The 17,379-nt window shown below is 52.9% G+C and carries 19 protein-coding genes; 11 read left to right on the top strand and 8 right to left on the bottom strand.

Annotation, left to right across the window (positions count from 1 at the left end; genetic code table 11):
* The first annotated feature begins 143 nt into the window (after positions 1-143).
* Both OGX90_RS03215 and cutC read left to right on the top strand, forming a co-directional pair.
* Complete coding sequence (locus tag OGX90_RS03215) at positions 144-710, top strand: VOC family protein (RefSeq protein ID WP_003833855.1); 567 nt, start codon at positions 144-146, stop codon at positions 708-710.
* Between the two features lie 2 nt (positions 711-712).
* Positions 713-1,459 carry a copper homeostasis protein CutC gene (cutC, locus tag OGX90_RS03210; protein WP_020996630.1) on the top strand — a complete coding sequence of 249 codons (747 nt, stop codon included), beginning with the start codon at positions 713-715 and terminating at the stop codon, positions 1,457-1,459.
* Positions 1,460-1,693: 234 nt separating this feature from the next.
* Here cutC and cmoB read toward each other — a convergent pair whose 3' ends face one another.
* From cmoB to OGX90_RS03185, 5 genes are read right to left on the bottom strand one after another with little or no spacing between them, the layout of a single operon-like run.
* The gene (gene cmoB, locus OGX90_RS03205; RefSeq protein ID WP_003833851.1) at positions 1,694-2,662 is read right to left on the bottom strand and encodes a tRNA 5-methoxyuridine(34)/uridine 5-oxyacetic acid(34) synthase CmoB; all 969 of its coding nucleotides are present in this window, start codon (positions 2,660-2,662) and stop codon (positions 1,694-1,696) included.
* On the bottom strand, positions 2,659-3,402 hold the full coding sequence (cmoA, locus tag OGX90_RS03200; RefSeq protein ID WP_008785057.1) for a carboxy-S-adenosyl-L-methionine synthase CmoA: 744 nt from the start codon (positions 3,400-3,402) through the stop codon (positions 2,659-2,661). The genes cmoB and cmoA overlap by 4 nt, the downstream gene beginning before the upstream one ends.
* 40 nt (positions 3,403-3,442) lie before the next feature.
* On the bottom strand, positions 3,443-3,838 hold the full coding sequence (locus OGX90_RS03195; protein WP_003833847.1) for an MAPEG family protein: 396 nt from the start codon (positions 3,836-3,838) through the stop codon (positions 3,443-3,445).
* Positions 3,839-3,890: 52 nt separating this feature from the next.
* Complete coding sequence (locus tag OGX90_RS03190; protein ID WP_234692060.1) at positions 3,891-4,709, bottom strand: DUF72 domain-containing protein; 819 nt, start codon at positions 4,707-4,709, stop codon at positions 3,891-3,893.
* The gene (locus OGX90_RS03185) at positions 4,706-5,272 is read right to left on the bottom strand and encodes a hydrolase (RefSeq protein WP_048216172.1); all 567 of its coding nucleotides are present in this window, start codon (positions 5,270-5,272) and stop codon (positions 4,706-4,708) included. The genes OGX90_RS03190 and OGX90_RS03185 overlap by 4 nt, the downstream gene beginning before the upstream one ends.
* A 287-nt stretch (positions 5,273-5,559) precedes the next feature.
* Here OGX90_RS03185 and aspS point away from each other — a divergent pair, with 287 nt between their 5' ends.
* From aspS to ruvB, 6 genes are all read left to right on the top strand, one after another.
* A complete protein-coding gene (gene aspS, locus OGX90_RS03180; RefSeq protein ID WP_234692059.1) occupies positions 5,560-7,332 on the top strand; it encodes an aspartate--tRNA ligase in 1,773 nt (590 codons plus the stop codon).
* Position 7,333: 1 nt separating this feature from the next.
* A complete protein-coding gene (gene nudB, locus OGX90_RS03175; RefSeq protein ID WP_003034863.1) occupies positions 7,334-7,777 on the top strand; it encodes a dihydroneopterin triphosphate diphosphatase in 444 nt (147 codons plus the stop codon).
* A 28-nt stretch (positions 7,778-7,805) separates the two neighbouring features.
* Complete coding sequence (locus OGX90_RS03170; RefSeq protein ID WP_003833836.1) at positions 7,806-8,549, top strand: YebC/PmpR family DNA-binding transcriptional regulator; 744 nt, start codon at positions 7,806-7,808, stop codon at positions 8,547-8,549.
* A gap of 34 nt (positions 8,550-8,583) precedes the next feature.
* Positions 8,584-9,105: a crossover junction endodeoxyribonuclease RuvC gene (gene ruvC / locus OGX90_RS03165; RefSeq protein ID WP_003034867.1), complete on the top strand. Its 522-nt coding sequence runs from the start codon at positions 8,584-8,586 to the stop codon at positions 9,103-9,105.
* An 80-nt stretch (positions 9,106-9,185) separates the two neighbouring features.
* On the top strand, positions 9,186-9,797 hold the full coding sequence (gene ruvA / locus OGX90_RS03160; protein ID WP_279850680.1) for a Holliday junction branch migration protein RuvA: 612 nt from the start codon (positions 9,186-9,188) through the stop codon (positions 9,795-9,797).
* Positions 9,798-9,805: 8 nt separating this feature from the next.
* Positions 9,806-10,816, top strand: coding sequence for a Holliday junction branch migration DNA helicase RuvB (ruvB, locus tag OGX90_RS03155; RefSeq protein ID WP_003034872.1), 1,011 nt, complete (start codon positions 9,806-9,808; stop codon positions 10,814-10,816).
* Positions 10,817-10,894: 78 nt separating this feature from the next.
* Here ruvB and znuB read toward each other — a convergent pair whose 3' ends face one another.
* Positions 10,895-11,680 carry a zinc ABC transporter permease subunit ZnuB gene (gene znuB, locus OGX90_RS03150; RefSeq protein ID WP_003034874.1) on the bottom strand — a complete coding sequence of 262 codons (786 nt, stop codon included), beginning with the start codon at positions 11,678-11,680 and terminating at the stop codon, positions 10,895-10,897.
* Complete coding sequence (znuC, locus tag OGX90_RS03145; RefSeq protein WP_003034877.1) at positions 11,677-12,432, bottom strand: zinc ABC transporter ATP-binding protein ZnuC; 756 nt, start codon at positions 12,430-12,432, stop codon at positions 11,677-11,679. Before znuC ends, znuB begins: the two co-directional genes overlap by 4 nt.
* Positions 12,433-12,510: 78 nt before the next feature.
* Here znuC and znuA point away from each other — a divergent pair, with 78 nt between their 5' ends.
* The 3 genes from znuA (at position 12,511) to lpxM (ending at position 15,881) form a co-directional block, all read left to right on the top strand.
* On the top strand, positions 12,511-13,455 hold the full coding sequence (gene znuA / locus OGX90_RS03140) for a zinc ABC transporter substrate-binding protein ZnuA (protein WP_003844151.1): 945 nt from the start codon (positions 12,511-12,513) through the stop codon (positions 13,453-13,455).
* Between the two features lie 15 nt (positions 13,456-13,470).
* Entirely contained in the window at positions 13,471-14,790 is a 1,320-nt protein-coding gene (gene mepM, locus OGX90_RS03135; RefSeq protein ID WP_003833825.1) for a murein DD-endopeptidase MepM, read from the top strand.
* Between the two features lie 119 nt (positions 14,791-14,909).
* A complete protein-coding gene (gene lpxM / locus OGX90_RS03130) occupies positions 14,910-15,881 on the top strand; it encodes a lauroyl-Kdo(2)-lipid IV(A) myristoyltransferase (RefSeq protein ID WP_020996628.1) in 972 nt (323 codons plus the stop codon).
* Between the two features lie 46 nt (positions 15,882-15,927).
* On the opposite strand, the gene pyk is transcribed toward lpxM, so the two are convergent.
* On the bottom strand, positions 15,928-17,370 hold the full coding sequence (gene pyk / locus OGX90_RS03125; RefSeq protein WP_003034890.1) for a pyruvate kinase: 1,443 nt from the start codon (positions 17,368-17,370) through the stop codon (positions 15,928-15,930).
* Positions 17,371-17,379: the final 9 nt, after the last annotated feature.

Here is a 17,379-nt window from a genome sequence, read left to right as displayed (position 1 = left end):
ATTGTGTGTACCGCCAGTAGCCTGAAATATAAACAATGCAATGGCGTAAATTTATTCATGATGTGTTCGGAGAAAACAGCGGTTGGATGGCGCAGCGCAACAGAGTAAATTAGCGACTTTGAACATGGATATGAGCTTTTAATATGGCGAACTGGCAAACCGTTGCAGAACTACAGGATATTTCTGCAGATTTACCGCATTTCACGCAGGCATTAACGGAACTTTCTACCCGTCTTGGGCTGGATATCACAGGCCTGGAAGCCGATCACATTTCCTTGCGTTGCCATCAAAATACCACCGCAGAGCGCTGGCGTCGTGGGTTTGAACAGTGCGGTGAATTGTTGTCAGAAAACATCATTAACGGCAGACCTATTTGTCTTTTTAAACTGCATGAGCCGGTTTGTGTGCAACATTGGCAATTTTCCATCGTCGAACTGCCGTGGCCGGGCGAAAAACGCTACCCACATGAAGGCTGGGAACATATTGAAATTGTTCTGCCGGGAGAGGCGGAAACGCTGAATGCGCGAGCGCTGGCGCTGCTTTCCGATCACGGTCTGAGTCAACCGGGCATTTTTGTGAAAACCAGCTCGCCAAAAGGTGAGCGTGAGCGTTTACCGAATCCGACGCTGGCGGTTAGCGATGGTAGCGTGACGATAAAATTCCATCCGTGGTCGATTGAAACCATTGTGGCAAGCGAACGTCAGGAGTGAGCATGGCTATACTGGAAATCTGCTGTTACAGCATGGAGTGCGCGCGCACGGCGCAGCAAAACGGCGCGGATCGTATTGAACTATGCTCGGCACCCAAAGAAGGGGGCTTAACGCCGTCACTGGGCGTCTTGCGTTCCGTTCGCCAGCACATTTCGATTCCCGTCAATCCCATTATTCGCCCACGTGGAGGCGACTTTTGCTACACCGAAGGTGAATTTGCTGCAATGCTGGATGATATTGCGATGGTCAGGGAACTGGGATTCTCAGGGCTGGTGACCGGCATTTTAGATGTGGATGGCAATGTCGATATGCCGCGCATGGAGAAAATAATGATTGCCGCCGGTTCGCTGCAAGTCACTTTTCATCGGGCCTTTGATATGTGTGCTAACCCACTCAATGCGCTTAAAAAATTAGCTGATTTGGGCATTGCCAGAGTACTCACTTCAGGGCAAAAATCAGATGCGGCGCAAGGTTTAACAAAAATAATGGAACTTATTGCGCAGCCCGGTGCTCCAATCATTATGGCCGGAGCGGGGGTTCGCGCCTCGAATTTGTCCCTGTTCCTTGATGCTGGAGTGCAGGAAGTCCACAGTTCTGCCGGAGTATGGCTGGCTTCACCAATGCGTTATCGCAATTCGGGGTTGTCGATGTCTTCGGATGCGCAGGCGGATGAGTATTCGCGCTATGCGGTAGACGGGACGGCGGTTGCTGAAATGAAAGCAATCATTGCACACCATCAGGCCAGCTGATTTTACCGTTGCATCATGTCGCCCAATATGATGCTTGCTCGTACCAGGCCCCTGCAATTTCAACAGGGGCCTTTTTTTCTCCTTCATATTTCAAGCCGCGGCAGCGTTGGCCGCCTCGCGCACCCCGGTCACGTAGTTATCTACGCTCCCGGGGATTTGCTGCGTTGCCGCCTTGCTGCAACTTGAACTATTTTGGAGAAACGGTGCTATACGTAACGGTCATTCGGCAATCTATTACGGCTTACGCGCAATCAATACTGCACGTAATGGGGCGGGGTAGCCTTCCACCGTTTTGCTGTGGTCGTTCGGATCGAGGAAGTCGGCCAGCGACTCGGTTACCATCCACTCGGTGCGGCGTTGCTCTTCGGTGGTGGTGACGCAGACATCGGCGATGCGCACATCAACAAAACCGCATTTTTCCAGCCAGTTTTTTAAAGCCAACGCAGATGGAATAAAGTAGACGTTACGCATTTGCGCGTAGCGATCGCCCGGCACCAGTACGGTATTTTCATCACCTTCGACGACCAGCGTTTCCAGCACCAGCTCGCCATCTTTAACCAACTGATCCTTCAACTGCCACAGATGTTCCAGCGGCGATCGGCGGTGATAAAGCACGCCCATGGAGAACACAGTGTCAAAGGCGTTTAGCGCTGGAAGTTGCTCAATACCCAGCGGCAGTAGGTGAGCACGCTGGTCATTGCCCAGCAGTTTACGTACCGCCTCAAACTGGCACAGAAACAGTTGCGTAGGATCGATCCCAACCGCCAGATGCGCTCCAGCGCCAATCATGCGCCACATGTGATAACCACTGCCACAGCCGACATCAAGAATGGTACGACCGGTGAGATCAGACAAGTGCGGCAGAACGCGATCCCACTTCCAGTCGGAACGCCATTCGGTATCGATGTTGACGCCGTACAGCGAGTACGGTCCTTTACGCCATGGCATCAGGTTACGCATCAGGGTGTCGATACGTTTAAGCTGGCCTTCGCTGAGCGGTTCTTTACTTTCTGCGGTAACGCTGTGTAGTAAATCCAGACGATGCGGCGTCAGCTCGGGCAGAAACTCGACGGCGTTTGACCATTGTTTAAATAAACCATGCTGATCGCGCTGCCAGGCAGCGATTTGCGCCGGAAGCGTTTCCAGCCAATGGGACAGATGATTTTTGGCAATCAACTGATAAAAGTTACCAAAATCGATCATGCGCCAACCTCAGCTTTCAACGCCACCAGAGAGCCAAAATTGAAGCACTGGAACCACAATTCGCTGTGCTCAAAGCCAGCCTGATGCAGTCGCGCTTTGTGCGTTTCTACCGAGTCGGTCAGCATCACGTTTTCCAGCATGCTGCGTTTCTGACTAATTTCCAGTTCGCTGTAGCCATTGGCCCGTTTGAAGTCGTGGTGCATGTTGAACAGCAGCTCGCCAACGTTAGCGTCTTCGAAACTGAATTTTTCAGACAGCACCAGCGCGCCGCCGGGATTCAACCCTTGATAAATCTTATCCAACAATGCCTGGCGCTCAGGTGGCTCAAGGAATTGCAGGGTAAAATTCAGCACCACCATCGAGGCGTTTTCGATAGTAATGTTGCGAATATCGCCTTCGACAACCTCAACCGGGGTCGGTGCCTTATAGGCGTCAATATGACGACGGCAGCGCTCAACCATCGCCGGGGAGTTATCGACGGCAATAATTTTGCAATTCTCGTGATGAATATTGCGACGCACCGAGAGCGTCGCCGCGCCCAGAGAACAGCCCAGATCGTAGACCTGCGTGTTGGGTTGTACGAAACGTTCGGCCAACATGCCAATCATAGAAATGATATTGGAATAGCCAGGAACGGAACGCTGGATCATATCCGGGAAGACTTCAGCTACCCGTTCATCAAAGGTCCAGTCACCCAGACTGGCGATAGGCGCAGAAAAAAGCGTGTCGCGGTGAGACATAACGTAAAAATCCGGGAAAAATAAAGTGGCGTATTGTGCGCTAATGCAGGGAGAAAACCAACTCCCAGGGCATATACCAAAGATTCGCCAGCACCATTAGCAACAGCGAACACCAGGTTGCGCTCATGCCTGAACGGCGCCAGCGGAAAAGCCGGTGGTGGAATCCGTAATAATGCATCAGTCGTCCGGCAATCAACATCAGCCCGCAAATATGCACCATCCACGTCTCTGCGCCGTTCATTTCCATAAATAACAGCAGCACTAACGCGACGGGAATATATTCCACCGCATTACCGTGAATGCGGATAGCGCTTTGCAGTTCACTAAAACCTCCATCGCCATAGGCAACGCGATATTGCATGCGCAGGCGAACGACGTCAAAGGAGAACTTTATTAACAATAACGCACCCAATACGGCATAAAGCGCGCTTACCATACAAACTCCCTTTTAAAATGGCTGCTGGCACTGACTATGATAGGTGGCATTTTCAGAAAAGAGAAGATTGCTGTGGAATAGAGGGTGCTGATCCGATCTCTGGCAGGGCGCTGCGTAAATCTGCCCATAGCGTATCAACAAGCTCCGGGGCCTGCGCGATGTCCGGCGTATGCAAAAACAGATACGGCGTCGTGGTGCGTTGCCATAGCGACAGCTTGGTCAGCCAGACGGCAAAAAGCTCGCTGTTTTGTGCCATATTATCGCTACCGATAAAGCGTACCATCGGATGGTTTGCCGTCACTACCGCATGCACCGGAACCTTCGGTTTCTTGCGCTGGGCGTCACGTATTGCTTCAGTATGCGGGATTGCGGCATGCACCGGGCGGCTGTCCAGAATCACCCGGTTTACTCCACGCTCGTGTAAACCGCGATTAAATAGCTGCTCGGCTTCGCCTTTGGCAAAAAAGTCTGGATGGCGAACTTCCACACCGTAGGTAAAGGATTTCGGGAGCGTATCGAGAAACTGCCACAGGGCAGGCAGATCGCGTGGGCCAAAAGTCGCAGGTAATTGCAGCCAGTATTGTCCAATGCGCGATTCCAGCGGCGACATGCGCGTAAAAAATTCCTGTACCAGGTCATCACAATTACGCAGCGCAGCCTGATGCGAAATGGTCGCCGGAAATTTAAAACAAAATCGAAACGCATCGGTGGTCTGTGCCTGCCAGCGGGCAACAATATCGGATTTAGGCAGCGCATACAGCGTGGTATTGCCCTCCACGCAGTTAAAGTGGCGGGCATACTCTTCAAGGCTGGTGATCCCCAGACGCACCCATTTTGGATGCGACCACTGGGGTAAACCGATATAAATCATAGCGCTTGCAGAATCTCCTCCACGCTGCGAACGCGCGCAATGCGCGGGAAAATGTGGGTCATGCTGGCCTGGTGTTGCTCAGCACTGGCGGCGCTACAGGCATCCTCTGCAATGATAAGACTGAAACCCAGCTCCCACGCATTTCGCGCCGTCGACTCAACGCCAATGTTCGTCGAGATGCCGCACAGGACGATGGTATCAACACCCCGGCGACGCAGCTGCAATTCCAGATCGGTGCCATAGAAGGCTCCCCACTGGCGTTTAGTCACTTCGATATCGCTGGCGCATTTCCCCAAAGCAGCCGGGTAATGCCACCAGTTTTCAGGTAACGCTTTTGCCGGAGACTGAGCATCTACGGGTTGTTTCAGCGCTTCGGCGTAATCGTCAGACCAGCCGACGCGCACCATTACCACCGGGGAACCGTGGGCACGGAATTTTTCCGCCAACTGTGCGGCGCGGGTAACCACATCATGTGCCGTATGAGGGCCGCCAGCGAAAGGCAGGATCCCTTCCTGTAAATCAATTACGACAAGGGCGGTTGTTTTAGCGTTCAATTCCAGCATGGTCACTCCAGTAATAAAAGAATTCCGTTACACCTTAATCGCGAATCAGTGTGAAAGGGGCGACAATTTTTGTTATTTTTTGTGAGATTACGCAATGCCCGTCCAGGAAACAGGCGTACAGTCAGTACCGGACTGAGAGTCTATCCCAGTAGGCTCTTATCGTGCGGCAGAATTTCCAGTATAATAGCCGCCTTTTTTCATTCAGTTGTGACATTCAGCTAAAGCTGCGACTTCGTCATCTGCGAGACAGGTGACAATCCGCCTGCGGCAAAGTTAAGGGATATCTCATGCGTACAGAATATTGCGGACAGCTACGTCTGTCCCACGAGGGGCAGCAGGTGACTCTGTGTGGTTGGGTCAACCGTCGTCGTGATCTTGGTAGCCTGATCTTTATCGATATGCGCGACCGCGAAGGTATCGTGCAGGTATTTTTCGATCCGGACCGTGCGGACGCGTTAAAGCTGGCCTCCGAACTGCGTAATGAGTTCTGCATCCAGGTTACGGGCACCGTGCGTGCGCGTGACGCGAAAAACGTCAACGCCGATATGGCGACGGGCGAAATTGAAGTGCTGGCCTCCGATCTGACCATCATCAACCGTTCAGACTCGCTGCCGTTGGACTCTAACCACGTCAACACCGAAGAAGCGCGACTGAAGTATCGCTATTTAGATCTGCGTCGCCCTGAAATGGCGCAGCGCCTGAAAACGCGTGCCAAAATCACCAGTCTGGTGCGTCGTTTTATGGACGACCACGGCTTCCTCGACATCGAAACACCGATGCTGACCAAAGCGACGCCGGAAGGCGCGCGCGATTACCTGGTACCTTCTCGCGTACATAAAGGGAAATTCTACGCGCTGCCGCAATCACCTCAGTTGTTTAAACAGCTGCTGATGATGTCTGGCTTTGACCGCTACTATCAGATCGTTAAATGCTTCCGTGATGAAGACTTACGTGCTGACCGTCAGCCTGAATTTACCCAGATCGACGTTGAGACTTCCTTCATGACCGCACCGCAGGTGCGTGAAGTGATGGAAGCGCTGGTGCGTAATCTGTGGCTGGAAGTGAAAGGTGTCGATCTGGGTGATTTCCCGATCATGACCTTTGCCGAAGCTGAGCGTCGTTACGGTTCCGATAAACCAGACCTGCGTAACCCGATGGAGCTGGTTGACGTTGCCGATCTGGTGAAAGACGTTGAGTTCGCAGTGTTCTCTGGTCCGGCAAACGATGCGAAAGGCCGCGTAGCTGCTCTGCGTGTACCGGGCGGTGCTGCGCTGAGCCGTAAGCAGATCGACGATTACGGTAACTTTATCAAGATTTACGGCGCGAAAGGCCTGGCTTACATCAAAGTCACCGAACGTGCGAAAGGTCTGGAAGGTATTACCAGCCCAGTTGCTAAGTTCCTGAACGCAGAAATTGTGGAAGCGATTCTGGCACGTACCGGTGCACAAGACGGCGACATGATTTTCTTCGGTGCCGACAACAAGAAAGTGGTTGCCGACGCGATGGGCGCGCTGCGTCTGAAACTGGGTAAAGACCTGAACATCACCGACGAAGCCAAATGGGCGCCGCTGTGGGTTATCGACTTCCCAATGTTTGAAGACGATGGTGAAGGTGGCCTGACCGCAATGCACCACCCGTTCACCGCGCCGAAAGATATGACGGCCGCTGAGCTGAAAGCAGCACCGGAAGACGCGGTTGCTAACGCGTACGATATGGTCATCAACGGCTACGAAGTAGGCGGCGGTTCCGTGCGTATTCACAACGGCGACATGCAGCAAACCGTATTCGGTATTCTGGGCATTAATGAGCAAGAACAGCGTGAGAAATTCGGCTTCCTGCTGGATGCGCTAAAATATGGTACACCGCCGCATGCGGGCCTGGCGTTTGGTCTGGACCGTCTGACTATGCTGTTGACCGGTACTGACAACATTCGTGACGTTATTGCTTTCCCGAAAACTACGGCTGCAGCGTGTCTGATGACTGAAGCGCCAAGCTTTGCCAACGCAGCTGCGCTGGCGGAACTGAGCATTCAGGTTGTTAAGAAGGTCGAGAATAACTGATATGACATATAAACAGCCTGTCTCGGTGTTAGTCGTGATTTATGCAAAGGACACCGGGAGAGTGCTGATGTTACAGCGACGCGACGATCCTGATTTCTGGCAGTCGGTCACCGGCAGCCTTGAAGAAGGTGAAACCGCGTCGCAAGCCGCTATGCGCGAAGTAAAGGAAGAGGTCGCCATTGATGTTGCATCTGAGCAACTGACCTTAATTGACTGTCAGCGCACGGTGGAGTTTGAGATTTTTAGCCATTTACGTCATCGCTATGCACCGGGAATTGAACGTAATACTGAATCCTGGTTTTGCCTGGCACTTCCCTCAGAACGAGAGATCGTGTTCACCGAACATCTGACCTATCGTTGGGTTAATGCGGTTGAAGCCGCCCAATTAACCAAGTCGTGGAGTAACCGGCAGGCGATTGAAGAGTTTGTAATTAACGTCGCCTGAAAAGGCGCGCTTTTTGGAGATATTATTTATGGCAGGTCATAGTAAATGGGCCAACACCAGACACCGTAAAGCAGCGCAGGATGCTAAACGCGGTAAAATTTTCACCAAAATAATTCGTGAGCTGGTGACGGCGGCTAAACTGGGCGGCGGCGATCCGGATGCTAACCCGCGTCTGCGTGCAGCGGTTGATAAGGCGCTGGCTAACAACATGACCCGTGACACCCTGAACCGTGCAATTGCGCGCGGTGTGGGTGGTGATGAAGATTCCAACATGGAAACCATCATCTATGAAGGTTACGGTCCTGGCGGTACAGCCGTTATGATTGAATGTCTGTCTGACAACCGTAACCGTACCGTTGCGGAAGTGCGTCATGCGTTCACGAAAACGGGTGGTAACCTCGGTACCGACGGTTCCGTGGCTTATCTGTTCAGCAAAAAAGGCGTGATCTCCTTTGAACAGGGCGACGAAGACGCCATCATGGAAGCGGCGCTGGAAGCAGGTGCTGAAGACGTTGTGACCTTTGACGACGGCGCAATTGACGTTTACACCGCGTGGGAAGAGATGGGCAAAGTGCGTGACGCGCTGGAAGCGGCTGGTCTGAAAGCGGACGCAGCTGAAGTGTCTATGATCCCATCCACCAAAGCGGATATGGATGCAGAAACGGCGCCGAAGCTGATGCGTCTGATCGATATGCTGGAAGACTGCGACGACGTGCAGGAAGTTTACCACAACGGTGAAATCTCCGATGAGGTTGCTGCCACCTTAGAATGATGTGGTTAAGCCATAAAATAACAGGAGATGCGTGATGTCTATTATTCTCGGCATTGACCCGGGGTCTCGCATCACCGGTTATGGCGTTATTCGTCAGGTCGGCAGGCAGCTGACCTACCTCGGCAGCGGCTGCATTCGCACCAAAGTCGACGATCTCCCGTCACGTCTGAAGTTGATTTACGCGGGCGTGACGGAAATCATCACCCAGTTTCAGCCGGACTATTTTGCCATTGAGCAGGTTTTTATGGCGAAGAACGCCGACTCGGCGCTAAAGCTGGGACAGGCTCGCGGCGTGGCAATCGTTGCGGCGACCAATCAGGATCTACCGGTCTTTGAATACGCGGCCCGCCAGGTAAAACAGACCGTGGTGGGGATCGGTAGCGCGGAAAAAAGCCAGGTCCAGCATATGGTACGCACGCTGCTAAAACTCCCGGCGAATCCGCAAGCAGATGCCGCGGATGCACTAGCGATTGCCATTACCCACTGCCATGTCAGTCAGAACGCCATGCAAATGAGCGAGTCGAGGCTGAATTTGGCGCGAGGTCGGTTACGTTAGTGACAAATGAGGCTGGATATCTATCCAGCCTTTTTTTATGATAGCGCATTACCTTTTAGCCCTTAACGCAGGAGCGTCACGTGATAGGCAGACTCAGAGGCATCATTATTGAAAAACAACCCCCGTTGGTCCTTCTGGAAACGGGCGGGGTAGGCTATGAAGTGCATATGCCGATGACCTGTTTCTACGAGTTGCCGGAAGCCGGGCAAGAAGCGATTATTTTCACCCATTTTGTGGTGCGAGAAGATGCTCAGCTATTGTATGGCTTTAACAACAAGCAAGAGCGCACGCTGTTTAAAGAGTTAATCAAAACCAATGGCGTGGGGCCGAAGCTGGCGCTGGCGATCCTCTCCGGTATGTCTGCTCAGCAGTTCGTTAATGCCGTAGAGCGCGAAGAGCTGGGCGCGCTGGTGAAATTACCGGGTATTGGTAAGAAAACCGCAGAACGCCTGATTGTAGAAATGAAAGACCGCTTTAAAGGTTTGCATGGTGATCTCTTTACACCTGCAACGGATCTGGTCCTGACGTCTCCGGCAAGCCCGACAACGGACGACGCCGAGCAGGAAGCGGTTGCTGCGCTGGTGGCGTTGGGCTATAAACCACAGGAAGCCAGCCGCATGGTGAGCAAAATTGCCCGCCCTGATGCCAGCAGTGAAACCCTGATTCGTGAAGCGCTTCGCGCGGCATTGTGAGGTAACGGATGATTGAAGCAGATCGCCTGATTTCGGCTGTCAGCACTACCCCTGAAGATCTGGTGGATCGTGCGATTCGCCCAAAATTGCTGGAAGAGTATATTGGCCAGCCTCAGGTTCGTTCGCAAATGGAGATTTTTATCCAGGCGGCGAAGCTGCGCGGTGATGCTCTCGATCACCTGCTGATTTTCGGTCCTCCTGGTCTTGGTAAAACTACGCTTGCCAATATTGTCGCCAATGAAATGGGCGTTAATCTGCGCACCACGTCTGGTCCGGTACTGGAAAAAGCGGGTGATCTGGCGGCAATGCTTACCAACCTTGAACCCCACGATGTGCTGTTTATCGATGAAATTCATCGTCTGTCACCGGTGGTGGAAGAGGTGCTGTATCCGGCGATGGAAGATTATCAACTGGATATCATGATTGGTGAAGGGCCGGCTGCCCGTTCGATTAAGATCGATCTGCCGCCGTTCACGCTAATCGGGGCGACGACGCGCGCCGGGTCGTTAACGTCTCCGCTGCGTGACCGTTTTGGTATTGTGCAGCGCCTGGAGTTCTATCAGGTGGCAGACCTGCAGCACATTGTTGGGCGTAGCGCACGCTTTATGGGCCTGGAAATGAGCGATGAAGGCGCGCTGGAAGTGGCACGCCGCGCCCGCGGTACGCCGCGTATCGCCAACCGTTTATTACGCCGGGTACGCGATTTCGCTGAAGTGAAGCATGACGGCACGATTTCGGCTGATATTGCCGCCCAGGCGCTGGATATGCTCAATGTGGATGCGGAAGGATTCGATTATATGGACCGTAAGCTGCTGCTGGCGGTTATCGATAAATTCTTTGGCGGACCGGTAGGACTGGATAACCTGGCAGCGGCGATTGGGGAAGAGCGTGAAACCATTGAGGACGTGCTGGAGCCGTATCTGATTCAGCAAGGTTTTCTACAACGTACGCCGCGTGGACGTATGGCAACCGTGCGCGCCTGGAACCATTTTGGCATTACACCGCCACAGATGCCTTAATGCCTGATGTCGCGACGCTCATCAGGCCTGGGCGATTTTGTAGGCCCGGTAAGCGCAGCGCCACCGGGCAACGCATGCTTAGCTCGCTTGCTTTTTCATCATGCTGAAAATAAACAGCAGCGCGGCGCACAGCACCACGGAAGGACCTGCCGGGGTGTCATAGAAGGCCGAGAAGGTCAGCCCGCCTGTAACCGCTATCATTCCCACTCCAACGGCAACCCCTGCCATCTGCTCCGGCGTACGGGCAAAGCGACGGGCGGTCGCCGCAGGGATGATAAGCAGTGAGGTGATAATCAGCGCCCCGACAAACTTCATCGCCACGCCAATCGTTAACGCCGTAACCAGCATCAGCAGCAGCTTCACGCGTTGCAGCTTCACGCCATCGACAAATGCCAGATCCGGACTGATGGTCATCGACAGCAGGTTACGCCACTGCCAGAACAGAATCGCCAGAACAATAACCACGCCGATGGCGATGGAGATAAGATCTTCTGGCGTCACGGCGAGCAAATCACCAAACAGGTAAGCCATCAGATCCACACGGATGTTGGACATCAGGCTAACGACAACCAACCCCAATGACAGCGCACTGTGGGCCATAATGCCCAGTAAGGTATCGATCGCGAGGTGAGGGCGCTTCTCCAGCCATACCAGACCGCCAGCCAGCAACAAAGTGACGGCGATGACCGCATAGAAGGGGTTTACATCCAACAGCAGGCCGAAGGCGACGCCCAGCAGCGAAGCGTGAGCCAGCGTATCACCGAAGTAAGACATTCGACGCCAGACCACAAACGAGCCGAGTGGGCCAGCGGCACAGGCCAGCATGATCCCGGCTAACCAACCGGGTAATAACAATTCAATCATGAGTGACCATTTCCCCGGCGTAAGACGATACGACCCTGTAAATCGTGGCGGTGATTATGATTATGACGGTAAATTCCGAGTTGTTCGGCACCGCGTTGCCCGAACATTGAGATGAATTCCGGGTGCATGGAAACCACTTCCGGCGCGCCAGAACAACAAATATGATGGTTCAGACACAGTACTTCATCGGTTTTTGCCATCACCAGATGCAGGTCATGGGAAACCATCAGTACGGCGCAATCCAGTTCACGTCGCAACTGGTCGATAAGATCGTACAGTGCAACCTGCCCATTGACATCCACACCCTGGGTTGGCTCATCAAGTACCAGTAGCTGAGGTTTATTCAATAAAGCACGGGCCAACAGGACGCGTTGCGTTTCTCCGCCGGAGAGTTTTTGCATCGGCGCATTCATCAGATGTCCGGCCTGAACGCGTTTCAGTGCCGGGAGGATATCCTCTTTTTTGGTGCCGGGACGTAAACGCATAAACCGGCTTACCGTCAGCGGAAGCGTAGTATCGAGGTACAGTTTTTGCGGCACATAGCCGATCCGCAATTGACCATTACGCTTGATAACTCCCTCATCAGCCGCTACCAGGCCTAATACAACGCGCACCAGCGTAGATTTCCCGGCACCGTTTGGGCCGAGTAGCGTTAATATTTTACCGGGTCGAAGTTCAAGCGAAACGTCAGAGAGGACGCGGCGTTGACCATAAGAGACCGAGACATTTTCCAGTGAAACCAAAGTCGTCATATCAATTTTAGTCTTGCAGAAGTTATAGAATGTTATAATATCACATTTCTTACATTCATTACGATGATTGGTCGCATTATGTTACATAAAAATACGCTTCTTTTCGCAGCATTATCCGCTGCTCTTTGGGGTAGTGCAACACAGGCAGCAAATGCCGCTGTGGTGGCCTCGCTCAAGCCGCTGGGGTTTATTGCTTCAGCCATTGCAGACGGGGTAACAGACACTGAGGTTCTCCTGCCTGACGGGGCTTCCGAACACGATTACTCATTGCGTCCATCAGACGTAAAACGCTTACAGGGCGCGGACTTAGTCGTTTGGATCGGACCTGAGATGGAAGCGTTTATGGAAAAATCAGTCAAGAATATTCCTAACGCGAAACAGGTAACGATTGCGCAGCTCAATGACGTGAAACCGTTACTCATGAAAGGTGCGGATGACGACGACGACGATCATGGACACAATGATGCTGGCAGTGAAAAAAGTGACGAGCATCACCATCACGGCGATTACAACATGCATCTTTGGCTTTCCCCAGAGATAGCGCGGGCCTCAGCGGTTGCAATCCATGAAAAATTAGTGGAACTTATGCCGCAAAGTCGAGCCAAACTTGACGCCAACCTGAAGGATTTTGAGGCACAATTAGCCGCAACCGATAAGCAGGTAGGTAACGAGCTCGCACCGCTCAAGGGAAAAGGTTATTTCGTTTTTCATGACGCCTATGGCTACTACGAAAAACACTACGGACTAACACCGCTTGGTCACTTTACCGTGAACCCTGAGATTCAACCTGGTGCGCAGCGTTTACATGAAATAAGAACACAGTTGGTTGAGCAAAAAGCAACCTGCGTTTTTGCTGAGCCACAGTTCAGGCCAGCGGTCGTTGAAGCCGTCGCGAGAGGGACATCCGTTCGAATGGGAACGTTGGATCCGCTCGGAACGAATATCAAACTGGGTAAAACAAGCTATTCAGCGTTTTTGAACCAATTAGCCAACCAGTATGCGAGCTGCCTGAAAGGAGATTAATGAGGAAGTGAATACGTGCAACAGATAGCCCGCTCTGTCGCTCTGGCATTTAATAATCTGCCGCGACCCCATCGCGTTATGCTGGGGTCGCTTACCGTACTGACATTGGCCGTCGCCGTCTGGCGGCCTTATGTTTACCATCCCGATTCTGCACCCATCGTTAAAACTATCGAGCTGGAAAAAAGCGAGATTCGTTCACTGTTGCCTGAGGCCAGTGAACCTATCGATCAGGCCGCGCAGGAAGACGAAGCCATTCCGCAGGATGAACTGGATGACAAAACGTCTGGTGAAGCCGGCGTGCATGAGTATGTCGTCTCCACAGGCGATACGCTGAGCAGTATTCTGAATCAGTACGGCATCGATATGGGCGACATCAGTCAGCTCGCTGCTTCCGATAAAGAACTGCGCAATCTGAAAATTGGTCAGCAGTTATCCTGGACCTTAAGCGCGGAAGGTGACCTGCAGCGTCTGACCTGGGAAGTGTCCCGCCGTGAAACCCGCACTTACGATCGCACTGCGACAGGTTTCAAAATGAGCAGTGAAATGCAGCAGGGCGATTGGGTTAACAGCCGTATCAAAGGCACGGTGGGCGGAAGCTTCGTCGCCAGCGCCAAAGAGGCCGGACTGACCAGCTCTGAAATCAGCGCGGTGATTAAGGCCATGCAGTGGCAGATGGATTTCCGCAAACTGAAAAAAGGCGATGAGTTCTCAGTGCTGATGTCTCGCGAAATGCTGGACGGTAAGCGCGAGCAAAGCCAGTTGCTGGGCGTGCGTTTACGTTCTGAAGGCAAAGACTATTACGCCATCCGTGCTGAAGACGGTAAGTTCTATGACCGTAACGGTACCGGGCTGGCGAAAGGCTTCATGCGTTTCCCGACGGCGAAACAGTTCCGCATCTCCTCGAACTTTAACCCGCGTCGCCTGAATCCGGTGACTGGACGCGTAGCGCCGCACAAAGGTGTCGACTTTGCGATGCCGCAGGGGACGCCAGTACTGTCGGTAGGCGATGGTGAAGTGGTCGTAGCGAAGCGTAGCGGCGCTGCCGGATACTATGTTGCGGTTCGTCATGGTCGTACCTACACCACCCGTTATATGCACCTGCGTAAGCTGTTGGTGAAACCAGGTCAAAAAGTGAAACGTGGCGATCGTATCGCGCTGTCAGGTAACACCGGGCGTTCAACAGGTCCGCATCTGCACTACGAAGTGTGGATCAACCAGCAGGCCGTGAACCCTCTGACGGCGAAACTGCCGCGTACAGAAGGTCTGACCGGCTCGGATCGCACCGATTATCTGGCGCAGGTGAAAGAAGTTATGCCTCAGCTACGTTTTGATTAATTAGCACACTGATAAAGCCGGTACGCGATGCGTGCCGGCTTTTTTATTTTGTACGGCGCATCGTGCGCCGCTACACTATCAGCAGATCTACTTTTTGCCGCACCAGACACTGGAAGAGCATGGAAACGAAAAAAAAGAATATTGAGTATATCCCTGAGTTTGATAAATCATTTCGCTATCCGCGCTACTGGGGCGCCTGGCTGGGTGTAGCGGCGATAGCTGGGATTGCGTTAACGCCGGCGTCATTTCGCGATCCTATTCTGGCAAAGCTCGGACGGATGGTTGGACGCTTGGGAAAAAGCTCACGTCGCAGAGCGCTGATCAATTTATCCCTTTGTTTTCCTGAACGCAGCGAAGCTGAGCGCGAAGCCATTGTTGATGAGATGTTCGCGACCGCCCCTCAGGCGATGGTCATGATGGCGGAACTCGCCCTGCGAGGGCCGGAGAAAATTCAGAATCGGGTTGACTGGCAGGGCCTTGAAATCATCGAAGAGATGCGCCGCAACGATGAAAAAGTGATTTTTCTCGTTCCTCATGGCTGGGGCGTAGATATCCCGGCGATGCTGATGGCTTCCCAGGGACAGAAAATGGCAGCAATGTTCCACAATCAGGGAAACCCGGTATTTGATTACGTCTGGAACACGGTACGCCGTCGTTTCGGAGGTCGATTACATGCGCGTAATGATGGCATCAAACCGTTTATTCAGTCTGTACGTCAGGGATATTGGGGATATTACTTGCCGGATCAGGACCATGGGCCTGAGCACAGTGAGTTTGTCGATTTTTTTGCTACCTATAAAGCAACGTTACCGGCAATTGGTCGCTTGATGAAGGTTTGCCACGCGCGTGTAGTGCCGCTGTTTCCGGTGTATGACGGTAAAACTCACCGCCTGACGATTAAGGTCCGTCCTCCGATGGATGACATCCTGACAGCGGATGACCACACCATTGCCAGACGAATGAACGAAGAGGTGGAAATTTTTGTCACGCCTCATGTCGAACAATATACCTGGATACTGAAACTGCTTAAGACGCGTAAACCCGGCGAGATTGAGCCCTATAAGCGCAAAGATCTTTATCCGAAGAAATAAAAAAAAGCCTCTCAAACGAGAGGCTTTTTTACATCAAACGCTGGCGTTACTCGACGGTCAGGATACGCGTGGTGTTAGTTGAGCCAATAGTGCTCATCACATCGCCCTGTGTCACGATCACCAGATCGCCGGAAACCAGATAGCCTTTATCACGCAGCAGGTTCACTGCTTCATTGGCGGCAACGACGCCATCTGTTTCGCTGTCAAAGTGAACCGGGGTGACACCGCGATACAGAGAGGTCAGATTCAGCGTACGTTCATGACGAGACATCGCGAAAATTGGCAGACCGGAACTGATACGAGAAGTCATCAGCGCAGTACGACCGGACTCCGTCATAGCAATGATAGCAGTGACCCCTTTAAGGTGGTTAGCAGCGTACATCGCTGACATCGCAATCGCTTCTTCAACGTTATCAAACTGCACGTCCAGGCGGTGTTTAGAGACGTTGATGCTTGGGATCTTCTCTGCACCCAGGCAAACGCGCGCCATTGCCGCGACGGTTTCCGCCGGGTACTGACCTGCTGCTGTTTCGGCAGAGAGCATCACGGCATCGGTGCCGTCGAGGACGGCGTTAGCCACGTCCATCACTTCCGCACGAGTCGGCATTGGGTTGGTGATCATCGACTCCATCATCTGTGTGGCGGTGATGACCGCACGGTTCAGCTGACGCGCACGACGAATCAACGCTTTCTGAATACCTACCAGCTCAGGGTCACCGATTTCAACACCCAGGTCGCCACGGGCTACCATCACTACGTCAGAAGCGAGGATGATGTCATCCATCGCATTCTGGTCGCAGACGGCTTCTGCACGTTCTACCTTGGCGACAATTTTCGCATCGCAACCGGCGTCGCGCGCCAGACGGCGGGCATAGTTTAGATCTTCGCCGCAACGCGGGAAGGAGACAGCCAAATAGTCAACGCTGATTTGCGCTGCGGTAATGATGTCGGCTTTGTCTTTTTCGGTCAGGGCTTCAGCAGAGAGACCGCCGCCCAGTTTGTTGATGCCCTTGTTATTGGACAGCGGGCCACCGACAGTGACTTCGGTGAAGACTTTCATGCCCTGAACTTCCAGCACTTTAAGCTGTACGCGCCCGTCGTCGAGCAGCAGGATATCGCCAGGCACGACGTCTGCAGGAAGTCCCTTATAATCAATGCCGACTTTTTCTTTGTCGCCTTCGCCTTTACCGAGGTTGGCGTCTAACAGGAACTTGTCGCCAACATTAAGAAAAACTTTACCTTCTTTAAAGGTAGATACGCGGATTTTAGGTCCCTGCAGGTCACCCAAAATAGCTACATGACGTCCCAGTTTTGCGGCAATTTCACGGACCTTATCCGCCCGCAGTTTGTGATCTTCTGGAGAGCCGTGGGAAAAGTTCATACGTACGACGTTCGCACCCGCGGCGATAATCTTCTCAAGGTTGTTATCGCGGTCAGTTGCCGGGCCTAACGTGGTAACGATTTTGGTTCTGCGAAGCCTTCTGGACATGTAATACTC

The organism is Citrobacter sp. Cpo012 (assembly GCF_030333015.1).
Taxonomy (GTDB): Bacteria; Pseudomonadota; Gammaproteobacteria; order Enterobacterales; family Enterobacteriaceae; genus Citrobacter; species Citrobacter portucalensis.
Note: the sequence above shows the minus strand (reverse complement) of the source record. Positions and strands in the feature narration are given on the sequence as shown.